This window comes from Streptomyces katrae (assembly GCF_000717655.1).
In the GTDB taxonomy this organism is placed as follows: Bacteria; Actinomycetota; Actinomycetes; order Streptomycetales; family Streptomycetaceae; genus Streptomyces; species Streptomyces katrae_B.
On record NZ_JNZY01000037.1, the window covers coordinates 1 to 14558 of the forward strand.

At 71.9% G+C, this 14558-nt stretch carries 14 protein-coding genes; 3 read left to right on the forward strand and 11 right to left on the reverse strand.

The window, feature by feature from the left end; genetic code table 11:
* Positions 1-137 precede the first annotated feature (137 nt).
* Entirely contained in the window at positions 138-815 is a 678-nt protein-coding gene (locus IF09_RS0131570) for a hypothetical protein (protein ID WP_030301589.1), read from the reverse strand.
* Positions 812-2161 (reverse strand): hypothetical protein, encoded by a 1350-nt coding sequence (locus tag IF09_RS0131575; protein WP_158710094.1) that lies wholly within the window; start codon positions 2159-2161, stop codon positions 812-814. Before IF09_RS0131575 ends, IF09_RS0131570 begins: the two co-directional genes overlap by 4 nt.
* A 136-nt stretch (positions 2162-2297) precedes the next feature.
* Here IF09_RS0131575 and IF09_RS45940 point away from each other — a divergent pair, with 136 nt between their 5' ends.
* The gene (locus tag IF09_RS45940; protein ID WP_158710095.1) at positions 2298-2567 is read left to right on the forward strand and encodes a hypothetical protein; all 270 of its coding nucleotides are present in this window, start codon (positions 2298-2300) and stop codon (positions 2565-2567) included.
* A 583-nt stretch (positions 2568-3150) separates the two neighbouring features.
* On the opposite strand, the gene IF09_RS0131590 is transcribed toward IF09_RS45940, so the two are convergent.
* The 9 genes from IF09_RS0131590 to IF09_RS0131630 all read right to left on the reverse strand — a co-directional run bounded on the left by IF09_RS0131590 (position 3151) and on the right by IF09_RS0131630 (position 11672).
* Entirely contained in the window at positions 3151-3813 is a 663-nt protein-coding gene (locus tag IF09_RS0131590) for a deoxynucleoside kinase (RefSeq protein ID WP_030301591.1), read from the reverse strand.
* 597 nt (positions 3814-4410) lie between these two features.
* Complete coding sequence (locus IF09_RS0131595) at positions 4411-5541, reverse strand: hypothetical protein (RefSeq protein WP_030301592.1); 1131 nt, start codon at positions 5539-5541, stop codon at positions 4411-4413.
* The gene (locus IF09_RS0131600; RefSeq protein ID WP_030301599.1) at positions 5538-6470 is read right to left on the reverse strand and encodes a phytanoyl-CoA dioxygenase family protein; all 933 of its coding nucleotides are present in this window, start codon (positions 6468-6470) and stop codon (positions 5538-5540) included. The genes IF09_RS0131595 and IF09_RS0131600 overlap by 4 nt, the downstream gene beginning before the upstream one ends.
* Before the next feature lie 14 nt (positions 6471-6484).
* The gene (locus IF09_RS0131605) at positions 6485-6946 is read right to left on the reverse strand and encodes a lasso peptide biosynthesis B2 protein (protein WP_030301601.1); all 462 of its coding nucleotides are present in this window, start codon (positions 6944-6946) and stop codon (positions 6485-6487) included.
* 1 nt (position 6947) lies between these two features.
* Complete coding sequence (locus IF09_RS0131610; protein ID WP_030301602.1) at positions 6948-7199, reverse strand: lasso peptide biosynthesis PqqD family chaperone; 252 nt, start codon at positions 7197-7199, stop codon at positions 6948-6950.
* Entirely contained in the window at positions 7193-8992 is a 1800-nt protein-coding gene (locus tag IF09_RS0131615) for an asparagine synthase-related protein (protein WP_030301604.1), read from the reverse strand. The genes IF09_RS0131610 and IF09_RS0131615 overlap by 7 nt, the downstream gene beginning before the upstream one ends.
* 120 nt (positions 8993-9112) lie before the next feature.
* The gene (locus tag IF09_RS45945) at positions 9113-9235 is read right to left on the reverse strand and encodes a lasso RiPP family leader peptide-containing protein (protein ID WP_158710096.1); all 123 of its coding nucleotides are present in this window, start codon (positions 9233-9235) and stop codon (positions 9113-9115) included.
* Between the two features lie 176 nt (positions 9236-9411).
* Positions 9412-10461 carry a COX15/CtaA family protein gene (locus IF09_RS0131625; protein ID WP_267882190.1) on the reverse strand — a complete coding sequence of 350 codons (1050 nt, stop codon included), beginning with the start codon at positions 10459-10461 and terminating at the stop codon, positions 9412-9414.
* Positions 10462-11324: 863 nt separating this feature from the next.
* The gene (locus IF09_RS0131630) at positions 11325-11672 is read right to left on the reverse strand and encodes a hypothetical protein (RefSeq protein ID WP_030301607.1); all 348 of its coding nucleotides are present in this window, start codon (positions 11670-11672) and stop codon (positions 11325-11327) included.
* 330 nt (positions 11673-12002) lie between these two features.
* On the opposite strand from IF09_RS0131630, the gene IF09_RS0131635 reads away from it, so the two are divergent.
* On the forward strand, positions 12003-13925 hold the full coding sequence (locus IF09_RS0131635) for a hypothetical protein (protein ID WP_030301610.1): 1923 nt from the start codon (positions 12003-12005) through the stop codon (positions 13923-13925).
* Between the two features lie 185 nt (positions 13926-14110).
* Positions 14111-14482: a DUF6193 family natural product biosynthesis protein gene (locus IF09_RS40930; protein WP_030301612.1), complete on the forward strand. Its 372-nt coding sequence runs from the start codon at positions 14111-14113 to the stop codon at positions 14480-14482.
* Positions 14483-14558: the final 76 nt, after the last annotated feature.

The window sequence follows — 14558 nt, forward strand, 5'->3', positions numbered from 1 at the left end:
AGCCACCAGCGGACAGCAGACACACGAAGACGCCCGGCCGGGACCTCCCGGCCGGGCGTCTTCGCGCGCCCACCCGTCCACCGCGCACGGCGCCGGCCGCCGGGCCTCGCCTTGGGCAGCGTGAAGCGGCCCGGGGTCTACCTGCGCCCCCAATGAACCGGCGGAAGTGGTGGCGGGGGTGGACCGAGTGGCGGCGGGGGCGGTGCCGTGGGCGGGAGCGGCGGCCGGTGCCGCAGCAGATCGATCGGCTCGCGCAGGCGCAGCGCGGCGGGGAGGTCCAGCCGCCCCTCGCGAGAGGCGACCACGACGTCCCGCACCGCGAGCTTGCCCTCCACCGCGCACTGCCCGCTGCGGACGGCGACGAGCAGGCCTTCGCGGACGACCCCGACGAGTCCGCTGATCCGGAAGAGGACGCTGAGGTTCACGAGGACGGTGGCGGCCGGCGCGCCGTCCACGAGGAGGTCCACCGACGGGTGATGCGCGGAGCTGATGGTGTGGGTGGCCAGGGCGACGACCTCCTCGCTGCCGGGATACCGGCGCGTGCTCCGCGCCGCCTCCTTGAGGGCTTCGTGCTTGGACCAGCCCGAAGCCACCAGGGAGACGAGGTCGAGGTCGAGGAAGCCGTTGACGACGCTGGCCAGCTCGCGCCCCACGGCCCGCTCGGCCGCGGTGTTCAGGCGGTGCACGCCCGGGAGGAGGCCCGTCACCGCACCGTGGGCCTGGAGGGAGTCGGCGAGTGCTTCGGAGCCCCGGCCCTGGGGGCCGAGCAGCAGGTCCCGGACGGTGAGGGGCTCGACGACGGGGGCCGTGGTCATGAGTCCTCCTCCTTCAGCGTCTGGTCACCCGGGTCCGGGTGCGGTTCCAGCCGTACGGAGCGGGTCGGCGGGCCGGTCTCGGAGGGCTCGGCCACGTCCGTCGCCGCGGGGGCGGGTCGCAGCCGGGAGCTGACGTGGTCGTGGACCCAGCGCGGCCCGCGGTGGCGGTGGCTGAGGTATGCGGATCCCGCGAGGGCCAGCAGGGCCGCGCCGAGCAGGACCGAACCGACCAGCAGGCCGACGGGAACCGTGACGGGGGCGGGTTCGGGGCTCGGGGTCGGGGTCGGCGTGGACGGCGTCGGGGTCGGGGTCGGAGGCGTCGGGGTGGGTGGGACCGGACCGGCGCCGGTCACCGCGAACGCCGCCTCGGCGCCCGCACCCGTGTCATCCGTGCACTCGGCCCGTACGGTGTACGAGGCCTCGCCCGTATCGGGCGTCACGTCGAACCCGGTGTCGAAGGTGCCGTCCTCGGCGGGAGCCACCGTGCCCCACTGCTCGCCCTCCCACGACAACGCCACCTCCGGGCAGTCGAATCCCGAACCGGATACGGCCACGGACCCGCCACCGAACGGCAACGAGGGGGGATCGAGCGTCACCTCCGGCTGCGGACCGGGCGCAGCGGTCACCGTGAACCGCTGCCCGGCATAAACCTGCTCGTACCCGGCGCAGGTTGCGGTGACCGTGTGATCCGTGGCGTCTGCGTCGGACGGAACGGCGAACTCGGCCGTGAACGCGCCGCCGTCCACCGTGATCTCCGCCGGCGTGACATCCGGGAGCGGACTGCCGTCCCACGTCAGCGTGACCGTACCCGCCTCGCCGCGGTCCGCGGTGCAGCCGTCGAACCCGGAGCCGGTCACGGCGACCGACGTCCGTACGGCACCCTCGGCCGGGTCCAATGTCAGGGACGTCGGCCCGGGCTCTGGTGTCACTTGGAAGTCGGCGGTCGCCTTGAGCTTCGAGTTGACCGTGCAGAGCGCGGTGACCTTGTAACTGCCCGGAGTCGCATCGGACGGAACCGCGACGGCCGTCTCGAACTCCCCGTCGGCGTCGGCCGTGACGAAGCTCGGATTTTCGGCGCCCTCCCAGGAGACGCGGATCTCGGCGGCCTCGGCAGGACGCGGCTCGGGCGCGAGGCCCGCCCTCGTGCAGTTGTCGAACCCGTAGCCGTGGACCCCCACCCTGCTCCCCGGCGCGCCCTGGGACGGATCGAGCGTGATGGACCGTGCTGCAGGGGCCCGGACCGGCGGGGCGGCAGCAGGAGAAGCAACGGGCACGCCCCACGCGAACACCGTGCTCAACAGCACCGCGGTCAGCGAGCGGCCGGCCCATGGGGCAAGGGGAAGCATGACCCTCCGTGAGCTGCTCCCCATTCTCCTCCGAGTCCCGCCGGCCCGCCTCCGCCGCCCGTCGGGGCCCGGTCGCGAACGTCCGGAGCGGGGATTGCCGCAAGGCCGTCCCCGAGCTTCGCGGCAGGACCTTACGGTGGACGGTGTCGGCGGCTTCCGGCGCGACGTCCACGAGTGTGGCGCACAGGCCGAGTGCCGCGTCGACGTCGCCCCTACAGCAGGGGGCCAGAGCGAGGACGATCCTGCGCAGGTCGTCCGGCTCGCGCCCGTACGGCGTTTCGGGCGCGCGCAGGGCAATGAAGGAGGCCAAGTGCGGTGCGTCGGACGGAAGTTCGCCCAGGCCCTCGGCGACCGGGCCGAGGAATCCGCAGGCGGCGGCTGCCTGTGTCTCGACCTTGAGGGCTAACGCGCCGCTCTCCACGAAGGGGTATCCGAAGCGTCCCCCTCCCGGAGGGTTCATGCCCGCAACAACGTCCCGGGCCCGGTCCACCTGACCGCCTGCCCACACGGCCTCGGCGAACGCGGCCTGTACCCGGAGGGCTTCCTCACCGAGCGCCTCCTGCTGTCCACGAGGCGGTTGAAGGCCGAGCGCGCCGACTCCCGCCCGAGGTACAGGGACTCGATGTTGATCCCCCGGACGTGCGCCCGGCGCGGCGGAACCGACCGTCACGGTCGGTCCATCGACAGCGTGGGCTCCGCGCGCATCAACTCGGCGAAGTGCCCGTCCTGGCGCATCAGGGCGCCGAAACCAACTCCTCGACGAGGCCCCGCCCCAGGAGCGTGTCGTCGTCGTCCGCGTGGCACAGGTGCCCGACCACCACCGTCGACGGATCGCCCGGACCGATTCGTCCAGGAGCTCGCGCGCCAAGGCCGACTTGCCGGAACCGGGCTGGCCGACGACGAGCAGTGGCCCGTCCTGCCGCCCGGCGAGGTGGCCGAGAGCGCTGCAGCGGGATCGTGGAAGCCCGGGCCGGGGTCGCACGGCGAGCTCAGACTCGGTGCGAGACCGCCGCCAGGGCGTCCTTGACCTCCTGCGCCACACGGGCCGCGTCCTCGGGGTTGTTCACCACGTCCGTGTGGTTCATGTCGACGACGAGGACTTCGCTGGCCGAGTAGTGCTTGTGGACCCAGTCGTCGTAGCCGGACCACAGCGTCCGGTAGTACTCGACGAGGCTCTCGTCCTGTTCGAAATTGCGACCCCGCAGCCCGATGCGGTGCAGCACCGTCTCGAAATCCGCCTTGAGATAGACCATGAGGTCGGGCGCCTTGCGGTACGGCAGGCCGTCTATTTCGCGCATCATCTCGTTGAGCAGCCCCTCGTACACCTGCATCTCGAGGGAGCTGATCCGGCCCAGGTCGTGGTTGACCTTGGCGAAGTACCAGTCCTCGTAGATGGACCGGTCGAGGACGTTGTCGCCCTGCTTGTACGCGTCCTTGATCGAGGCGAACCTCGTCTGCAGGAAGTACAGCTGGAGCAGGAAGGGGTAGCGCTTGGCCTGGATCTCCTCGGGGCTCGCCGTGTAGAAGAGCGGAAGGATCGGGTTGTCTTCCACGCTCTCGTAGAAGACTTCGCTGCCCAGTTCCTTGGCGAGCAGTTCGGCCACACTCGTCTTGCCGATGCCGATCATGCCTCCGACGCAGATCACTGGCATACCTCACTTCTCCCTGGCGGTCTTCTGTTCGTGGGCGCGAGGGCTGGGTGCCCCACGCCACTGAGACGCACGCCGGTGGTCACGCGACTCCCCGGGATCTTCGTGATCAGCGTCATGTGGTGGTCCCCGTCCGGACCAGGGCTCTGGCACGGGCCGCCCCCCTCGACCGGTCGGCCTGCCGTTCCGCAGTCGCCACGCACAGCGACGAGCCGCAGCCCCGCGGCCGCCTTGAATCTTAAATGACGATTCACCCCACGCAGGCCAGAGCGCCCGGCACCCGCCTCACATACGGCGGGGCCCGCGCGCTGCCCGGCCGCGGGCGGTCGGCAGGCCCCGCGCTCGGACACCCGCTCGCCGGGTTCCCGGCGCACCGGGACGATGCCGACACCGCCCACCGCGGCCTCCCACGGACACTTCCCCGTCCTGCGGCAGGGGCGTGCGCAGGCTTATGTGACCGGCCAGGGCTGGAACGGCAGGTGCCCGGGGAGCAGGTGCCAGTCGTTGACGTCCTCGTCGGCGGGCGGCAGCGCGGCCGGCGTGAGGCGTGCGCCGACGACCAGGGGCAGGTGTCGTCGCCGGTGGCCTCGCCCGACGGGGCTACGTCGCGACCGGAAGCGTGTCCGGGCGGGGGCGTGCCGGGGTCCGGGCCGTCCGGGCCGCCTCCACCGCCGCGGCCGAGGTGTAGAGGGTGAGGGCCCCTCCGCCGTGGAGCAGCTTGGCCGCTGCCCAGTGGAACGGGTTCGCCGGCCCGTCCACAGCCGCGGCGTGGTCACCCACCAGCCGCCCCACCCGGGCCAGGAGCACGGGGTCGAGCCTGCTGCGCAGCCGGCTGTGCGTCTCCTGCTGCTGCGGGGCATACAGGCTGAACGGCAGGTACAGCGTGGCGTCGTCCGGGCGTTTCCCGCCGCGCGAGGTCATGCTCCAGCACAGGGTCGGGCGCACCCCCGGCGTGTCCAGCGCCGCCCCGCCCTGCGGGGCGGCGTCCGCGACCAAGCCGGCCGCGGCAGCCGCCGCACCGCGGCCCAAAGGAGCCAGGCGTGCCTCGAGTTCGGCCGTCGAGCGTTCCGCGACCGTGGTGTAGAACTTGATCCGGGCGTGCGGGGACTCGTCCACGTCGAGCGCGAAGAAGGCCGGCATCAGGTGCGCCATGCCCTGCGGGTCGTGGCGCCGCAGCCAGCTCCACGCCCCGCCCTGGCCGAGCCGGACGAGCGCCGTCCCGACCGTCTCCCGGCTCTGTTCGGTGCCCGCCGCCAGCGTGTCGAAGTACACCTTGGGGCGGGCGATGCCCGAGGCGCGGACCGAAGCCGCCAGGCACATCCCGAACGCCGCCCGCTCGCTGCGCGGGCGGAACAGATCGGCGACCTCCCGGGCCCGCTCCAGACGCGCGACGCCCCGCCGTTCCAGCTCGGCCAGCGTCCGCCCGCCGCGCTCCCAGCTCCCGTCCGCCGTGGCGGGACCCCGTTCGGGAAGCGGCCGGAAGAAGAGCCGTACGTCGACGCGGTCCTCCCGCAGCACGAGCGAGTACTCGAACGGGGCGGTCGACACGGCCTCCTGCCTGGTCCCGCCGCCGTCGACGTCCCGCGAGACCCGGTGGCCCCATCCTTCGAAGAGGGTGCAGACGGACTCCTCGGCCGCCGCGTCGAAGCCGCGCCCCAGTTCCAGTACCTCTCCGAGGTAGCGCAGCCCGTCGACGGCCAGTCCCGCGTACCCGGACCGCTCCGTCGTCACCGGGCGACCGGCGCCGGGACCTGAACCGGGACCTGAACCGGGCTCGGCGGCAGGTAGGGCTCGGAGTCGATCCCGGGGTACATCCGTTCCAGGTGCCCGATCGTCTCGTCGGTCCAGTAGTCGTCCCCGGGGGGCGGGAAGCCCAGGAGGTGGCGCTGGCGCGGGTCCAGTTCGACCATGAGCTCGTGCAGGGTGTCCCAGTTCGGGTGGGCCGGCCGCATCGACCACAGGTGCTTGTCCGTCCAACGGGCCTGCGCACCGTGCATGTTGAAGAAGAGCGCGAGCCGCCGTCCGAGCCGTTCGTTGTAGGCCGACCCCCGGTGGACGATGTCGCCGACGAACAGCAGGAGCGAGCCGGCCCCGGCCTCGACGGGCCGCTCCTGCTCGTACAGGCCGGGATACTCCGCCTTGTCGTACGAGCCCTTGCCCGCGTCGGTCAGCAGGGGAAGCCCGAGGTGCGCGGCGCGGTCGACGACGTAGGTGGGCGCGGTGTCCACGGTCACGTCGGTGAGGTAGAGGATGCCGTACACGCGCTGGTAGACGCCGTCCGCACGCGGGTGCACCAGGCTGCTGGCCGCCCAGGCGTCGTTGTGGAGGGTCTGGTCCCGGCTCTCTCCGTACGCCGTGCCGTACTTGGCCTGGATGAAGGAGCTCGTCAGCCGCAGGTCGGTGGTGCCGAGCAGGTCCTCGACGACGTCGATGACCCGGAGGTCCAGCGCGTGCCGGTTCAGGTCGTTGCTGGTGAAGGGGAACGGGACCGCGTGCTTGAGGGCGTTGACCTCCTCGGGGGTGCTCCCGCTCGCCTCCGGGTCGGGGAAATAGGTGTCGATCGCGGCCTGCGCCCGCGCGAGGGCCTCGCCCGTCACGAAGCCGGGCACCAGGGCGTATCCCCGGCTCGCCAGTTGCTCCACTATGCGCTTGGTGTCCATGGTGTCCGTCCGTCTCAACTCTCGGAGGTGTGCTCGTCTCGCCCGCCGCTCCGCTCCGTGCGGGGGGCGCGGGAGACGACGATGTTCTTGTGGAAGGCGTCCAGCCGCATGGACTCGCCGACCGCCCGGCCCTCCACCTCGATCCACGCGTGCGCGGCGAACGGCATCAGGCTGACGCCGGAGACCCAGTCGGGCCAGCTGCCGCGCAGTCGGGCCAGCAGGGCCGCGGCGATCGAGCGTTCCAGGCAGTACGGTCCGGCGGCGCGACGGCTGACGGAGACGACGTCGCTGCGCGCGGCCAGTGCCTCGGCGTGGGTGGCAGGGCGGGCGCCGCCGCTGGCCCGGCGCAGCACCCGCTCCAACGCGTGCGGGCTCAGCCGGGTCAGGAGGCGGCTCGCCACAACGGCCAGCATCGGCAGGGGCCGCCGGCGCAGGGGCAGCCGGGCGCGTGGCTCCAGGGTCATGGGCAGTGTCACGTCACACCAGCACCCTGGCGCGCCGCATGGTGTCGATCAGCTTCGCGACGTCGCCCGGTATCCGGTCGGCGGCCGCCGGGTGGCGTGCGGACAGCTCGTTCACGACCTCGTCCTGGGTGCGTCCGGCGGCGAGCATCTCGAACACCGCCGTCCCCATGGGATTGATACGGAAGTACGTGCCGGACTTCTTGTCCAGGAGAACCGCGGCGTCCTCGGTCCTGGTGAGTACGACGTGAGGGGAGATCTTCAGCATGGTGAGGCCAGTCGTCGGTTCGTGAGGGGGAGTTCGGGCGCCGGGGCCGGGGCCGCCGCGACGGCCTGCATCCAGGCCTCGGCGGCGATGGTCAGCTCCAGCGCATTGGTCTCGTACTCGGGGCGCATCGTGTCCCGCAGGGTGGCGCGCAGCCGGTCGATGTCCACCAGGCCGTGCTCGGCGAGCAGCGAGTCCTCGAACAGGCCGAGGAGCGAGCGGCGGTTGCGGGCCAGGCCGCGGTGCACCGACATGCTGAACTCGCCCTTGGTGGAGCGGGAGAGCGCGCCCGCGCGGGAGTCCGGCGTCGCGTCCACCCGCATGGCGGCCTTCAGGACCGGCTTGAACCCCGTGCCCGGCAGGGCCTCGGCCCGCGAGACCGACAGGGCGGCCTCCAGTACCGCGTCGTCCATGTACGGCAGTGACAGGGTGATCCCCTGGTGCTCCATCAGCGCGCGCAGCGGACCGAGCCGTTGTCCGCCGATGCGGTGTCCCGCGATGCTGGTGTGCACCGAGCGGGAGTCCGCCTGCGGTGTCCGGCCGCCATCGCCGGCGGCAGCGACCGCGCGGACGGCCTCGACGTTGGCGGGTGTCGACCACGGGGTCACGCGGACCTGCGGGCCCCAGCTCAGGCCGGGGCCCAGGACGTCCGGCCGGGGCAGGTGCAGACTGCCCAGCTGTTCCTCGAACCAGCCCTGGTACGTCTGTTGCCGGGCGAGCGCGCGCAGGACGGAGGGCAGGCTCCAGCGCCTCAGCCGGGCCAGGTCGCGGATGCCGCGTACCGCCCGCAGGGGTGCGCGTGCGTAGAGGTCGCCGAAGTACGACGGCGCGATGGTGAACAGTTCGTCCCCGCCGAATCCGCCGATGTGCACGTCGGAGCCGGTGGCGGCGAAGATCCTGGACATCGCGGTCTTCCGCGCCCGGTTCCGGATGAGGGTGTACGGCTCGCCCAGTCCGTAGGGGACGTCCTGGACGAGTCCCCGGACCGGTTCCCAGATGCCGTCGTACGGACCCGGGACGTCCTCGGGGCCGAGGACCGTCAGGGGTCGGTCGATCTCCCGGGCGGCGATCTGTGCCCAGTGGGCGTCGTCGTGGTTGGGATCGACGGTCTGCTCGACGAAGGACTGGAACCGGGCGCCCTGGCCGGCCAGGAGGAAGCAGAGGGACGTGGAGTCCATTCCGCCCGACAGGTCCGCCGAGAGGCCGCGCGCCGTGGCGAGCCGGACGGCCACCGCCTCCTCCAAGGCGGCCCGTAACCTGGGTGCGCCGTCGGCGACGGACAGCTCCGGCGCCGGGGGATGCCACCAGGTGCTGGACTCGACCCGGTCGGCGGTCATGTGCAGCCGCTGGTCGGCGGGGAGCCGGTGGACCCCGTGCCAGTAGGTGCCGTGGGTCAGTCCGTAGTCGAATCCCGGGTGCAGCATCCCCCAGGCGACCATCTCGATGCGCGGCGTGGCACCGCTCAGCCGGGCCAGTGGTTCGGCCGAGTCGGATGCGGCGTACGAGCCGTCCTGCCGACGGGTGTAGAACACCTGGCGCAGGCCCGAGGCGCTGCCCTGGATGTGGGTGGAGCGGCCGTCGGTGTGGAGGATGTGGAAGCTGCCTGGGATTTCGTGCGCGGCGGCCATCAGGTCGGCGGCGCGGTCGTGCTGCGCCAGCAGGCGGGCCAGACACCCCGCGTCGATGCTCGTCTCGCCGAACAGCGCGAGGCGTCTGGCGCCGGCTTCCGCGGCAATCAGGCGGGAATGGGAGCGGTCCGCGACCACCCATGTCCGGCCCGAGGCGTACGTCAGCACTTCGGTGTTATCAGGCGGCCCGGTGGGGACCGGAAATGCGTCATCGACGTTCTCCGGGAAAGCGATGAACCATGACGCACTCAAGGAATCCCCCTAGCCAACTGAATTTGCGCGCGGTGATCAGATGATCGCCGTGCCCTCACCGTCGTTGCTGGCCCAGCCGTACCACATCGTGAGCTCGGAGAACTCGCCGATGGGCAGCATTTCGGGCGCCTCGTACTCGAGGACCTCGTGGTCGTTCATTTGTGTCACCCCCTTCCGCTCGATTGATTTTCAACCTAACAAGCGGTGGCGGGGATTTGCGAGAACGTTTTTTCGATGCCGTCGCCCGTGGTGGCCGGAAGCCGAGGCGCGAACGGAAACGGAATCTTGAAGTCCAATTGTCGAGTACATGGCAGATACACTGGTCCCCGGGTGGATCAGGCGTGCGTAGCGGCGCCCCGCGCACGCGGCAGCGGTGCGCCGCCCGGCGGACCGGAATGACCGAAAGAGGCCCTCTTGACCGTGAAGTGCACCTGAAGTACTCCCGTCCACACGAGCGCCGAGCCCAGCAGGTGGAGCATCACGACGAGCGAGGGCAGGGCCGTCAGTGACTGCACGAGCCCCACGACGCCCTGGCCCAGGAGCACGGCGAGGAAGACGCCGGCCTTGCGGCGCGCGGCACCGAAGCCGTCCCGGGACAGCGCGGACAGCAGCACTCCGGCCAGGACCAGGACCGCCACGGCCAGTACGCCGTGGACTACCGTCACGGCCGTCCAGTTGAAGGGCATGCGCGGAACGTCGGAGGAGTCACCCGCGTGCGGTCCGGAACCGGTGGCGAGCGTGCCCACGACGATCAGCACGGCCGTCACTGCGACCAGCGACGCCGACAGCGACCGGATCCGCGCGGCGGACCGCGGCGGGAGCGGGGCCGGTGCGCCGGGCCGGTCGCCCTCGCCGCCCTGGCTGCTGTCGTCACTTCCGCCACCCGCGCCATCCACAGCACCGTCGGCACCGGCGTACGCCGCGTGCCAGGTGTACACCGCGGCGGTGAGCAGCAGCGTGGCGGCGAGGAAGTGCGCGGCGACGATGTACGGGCTCAGCCGCATCCACACGGTCACTCCGCCGACGACCGCGTTCAGCACGACGATCCAGAACTGCGCCCAGCCTCCGCGCAGTACCGCGGGCATCGGCTTTTCCTGGAGGCGTGCGGTAATGATGACCCAGCCCACCACCGCGCACAGCGCCCCGGTCAGGAGCCGGTTCCCGAATTCGATGGCGCCGTGCACTCCCATTTCCGCAGTGGGGGCCAGTGTCTCTCCCGTGCACATGGGCCAATCGGTGCAGCCGAGACCGGAGCCGGTGACGCGGACGATTCCACCGGTCACGATGATCGCGATACTTGCCACGACCGAGCCCAGTGCGGCCAGTCTGACGCTTCTCGCTCCGAGCGAGTACCTGCCGGCAAGCCATGAAAGGGGAGTTCGCACGATCAGCCTTCCTTTATTCCGCTTTTACGTGCCGTGGCACGGAACCCCCAGCCTACGCCGCGCTTTTACCCCGGCCTGACGGGGCGTCGCACCCGGAAGGGAGCGGGAAGAAGGGGCGGAATGGGCGCGCGATCCGGCGCGGGCGGGCGGGGTGAGGCGGCGGCTCCCCGGCGGGGGCCCCGGCCGACCACCGGGACACCCTCCCCCCACCGATACGAACGGGCTGCGCCTGGTCAGTCGGTCGCGGCGGGCGGTTGCGCCCGCCCACGGCAGTGGCAAGCGGAGCGCGCCGGGCCCTCCGCGGGCCGGGGACGCGCCGGCGTCTGCACGAGGGCTGCGGAGTGCAGCCCTTCCCACGCCCACGACCGGGACGCGTTGGGATCCACGGCCTCCAGCCCGTGGGCGGTCAGCCGGACACAGCTCCCGTCGGCGGCCGGCGGGGAGCCGACGTATGCCGCGTCCGGAGTGATCCAGAAAAGTCCGACCATCGCCACAACCGACTCCCACTCTCGTCTTTTCGGATGCCGGGCCCCCTCTCCACACCGGTATCAAAGACACGCCGAGTGCCGCGATGCGAACTGCTCCGGCGCCCTGAAGCGGGTGCCGGAGGAGGTACCCAGGGCGGCAGCCGCAGTACCTCGCGCCGGCGTGATCCCCGCGTCCGTCACCCGCGCGCGTCTCCTCCGTCGCGGCCCGGATCCCCGGCAGCGCCCATCCGGGGCGACGTCTCGGCGCCCCGGATGAGCGCTGCGCCCCTGGCTCTGGCCGGCTGTCAGTGCCAGGGGGGCAGTGGGGAAGCCAGTTCCCGTACGCGTCGGCTACGCATGTGTGCTGTAGCGGAGCCTGGGGGCTGGTGCCCTGGCTCAGGCGGTCTCGTACACCCAGCCGGAAGTCGCGCCGCCGCCGACACGGGCCCGCCACGCGATGGTGTTTCCGTCCCGGATGCCGGTCTCGTTGGCGTACACGTCGCGCCAGGTGCCGTTTCCGTTGTGGTTCCCGAACGTCTGCTGGGGACCGCCGTTGACCCTGACGTCCAGGTACGCGGTGCGGCCGTCGGCCTCGGTGTCGCCGATGCCGAACATGTTCCGGGACGGGTCGAAGTACACGTACGCACCCTTGATGACGCGGGTGTCGGCGCTGGCCGAGGTCGCGGCGGTCACCACGGTGACCGCGGCTGTGGCGACGGCGAGCAGAGCGAGCTTCTTTCGCATGTGTTCGTCTCTTTCGGCAGAGTTCCGGTTGTTCCGGCGGATGGGTTCCGCCGGTGTTCCCAGATTTCGGCCGGCCCGATTGTCCGTCCACAGAAATCAGGGAAATCGCAGTTCGGCCGCGGACAATCGGGATTGTCCGCGGACAGGTCCGGATCCATCGCCGTCCGCGTCCCTCCTTTGCCGGATGAGCCGTGCGGAATCGAGCCATGGAACGTCAGGTTGTCCGACAACCAGTGGAAAGCCCGACGCCTCACCTGATCTGCTGGTACGTCGACCGGAACGGGGCGGGCGGAAACCCGGGCGCCCCGCGGACACGGAGGAGCCGCACGGATGGGCAGGGCGGGGCGTCTGCAAGGGGAACCGAAGGGGGAGACCGTCCAGGCGAATGCGCTGGCGGTGTTCCTGCGGGGCATGACGGAGGGCCGTACGGTCCGGGAGCTGGCGAAGTCGTACGGGGCGGGAAAGACGAGTTGGAGCGACTACCGTTCGGGAGCGAAGATCATTCCTCTGGACCTCCTGAAACACGTGGTATTCGGCCGGGTCCGCGATGAGAGGGGCCGCGCCGAATTGTGGAGGCGTGCCCGGGAACTGCATGCCGCCGCGTGCGCGGCCGAGGACGGCAGGGCCCGATCGGAGGGCGGAAGGGAAACCGCTCCGGAGACATGGGAGACGCTTCGGCGCGCCCGGCGTCAGGCCGACACCGAACTGGCCCAGTCGGAAGAGGCGTTACGCACCCTTCTGGGGCTGACGGCCAGGCTCCAGAAGGAACTCGACGACGCCATCGCCCGAGCCGAAGGCGGGCCGGCCGTCAGCGCCGAACCCGAGCCACAGCAGGTGGAGCGGCGCGCAGACGCAACGCCCGCGGACCGCGCCGATCACCTGCCGGGGACGGAGCTCGTCCTGTGGGCGCCGCGTCCTCCCGCCCTGTACCGCCTGGGGGACGCCGTGGCCCGGATCGGCGCCGAAGCAGAGGCCCGCAGGCGGCAGATCACCCTTCTGCGCGACGAGGTCCGGCACTTACGGGATCCGTATCCAGCACCGGTGAGCGGGAGCCTGGTACTCCGGGAATCGCGCGTACCGGCCGCCCGGGCACACCGGAAGCTGCCGGCCTTCCCGATGCGCTCCCGCATCCTCCGAGGCGCCCGCGATCCGCGACGGCTGCGCCGGGTGCTGCTGCTCACCGCGCTCGCCCTGGTCCTCTCCGTACCTGCCACCTCCCTGGAGCAGGTCCGGCAATGGACGGCGCCCTCGGCGGCCGTGCCCGTGACCACCCTCCCTCGCGGCCCCCGGGAGTCCCCCGCGGGCTCCCCGCCCCCGGCCGACTCGCTGTCGCCGGGAAGCGTGCCGCCACGGAGTGCCCCCGCCGCGGGCGCCACCGCACCCCCACCGACCTCGTCCCCCTCCCCGGCGGCGGCGAGCGCCGGTGACCCGGACGCGGCGCCGACCGCCCCCGGCGGACCCGTCGACGTACCGGCCGCGACCGGCAGCGGCGTCTACGCGATAGCGGAGGACGGTTCGGCTGTTCTCCAGTGGAGCGGCGACGGCAGCGAATGGGTGAGGATCGGCGGTCCGGCGGCCGAGCTCTACGCCGGCCCGGCCGGGGTCTTCGCCACCGATCCGGGGACCGGTGACCTGCGCGGCTACAGCGGCGTTCCCGGCCGCTGGCGCACCGTCAGCGGCCGCGCCGCCGGCTTTGCGATCAGTGGCTCGGAGTTGTACCGGCTGGCCGGGGACCACAGCGCCGTCCACCGGTGGGACCGGGCGCACGCCTCCTGGACCCGGGTCGGCGGTCCGGCGGGACGTCTCTACGGCGGGGGAGCGGGACTGTTCGCCACCGACCCCGTGGACGGCCGGATCTTCGCGTACGGGGGGAAGGGCGGAGCCTGGTCGTACGCGGGGGCCGCTGGCGCCGATTTCGTCGTGACGGACCAGCATCTGTACGGGCTCAACCCTGAGCGGAGCGCGGTGTTCCGGTGGAGCGGTGAAGCGGGCGTGTGGAGCCCGGTCGGAGGTCCGGCGGCCGCCCTGTACGCCAGTCCGTCGGAACTGTACGCCGCCAACGGGGCCGACAGCGGCCTGTGGCGCTACCGCGCGGGCGTCTGGACGCGCGTCGGAGACGCCGGAACGGCGTTCGGCGCACGCGGGGAGCGCCTCTACCTCCTGGACAAGGACCGCTCGGCGGTCTGGGAGCGGAACGGTGCGGCCTGGCTACGGATCGGCGGCCCCCTACGCGCACTGGTCGTGGCCGGATGACGCGGGCTGATCCGGTCTTGCCGCTACGCAGACCCGTCAGGAGGAGCGGGACGGCCGGAACCCTATCGCCCGTGACGCTCGTCAGGCATTCCGGGAACGAGCGCATCGAAGTCCCCCGCCCCGACATTCCCGAACCGAACCCGCCGAACGTCGACGACAAATCGAAGAGGAGGTGAGCTCGCAGCATGACGGACAGCGAGAACTCCCTGAAGGCAGCAGAGATCGTCACGGAACGCTGGAAGGAGTTCCTCGGGTTCGGGGGCGACGTGATCGACCCCTCCATGGTCCGCGCCGCGTACGCGGAGCCGCGGCTGCGGGCGCTCCTTCCCGGAGTCAGCCACGGCATCCTCTGCCTCAGCCGGTGCACCGGCTACCCCGCCTCGCAGGACGTGCCGCTCGTCTACCCGCTCGCGGCCGGCGGGTTCCAGGTCACGGGTCGCGCCGGGGAGGGCGTTCTCGGTGAGGTGGCGACCCTGGAGGAGGCCTTCGCGATGGTGGTGGCCAACCTGCCCGAAGGCTGCGGCCCCGCCATCCTCGGGACGAAGGACGACCTGTAACCGCGGCCGCGGGCATCGCGGCACACGCGGGGCAGGCCGCCTTGGTCCGCGAGGCCGGACCGGAACGACCCGGCCG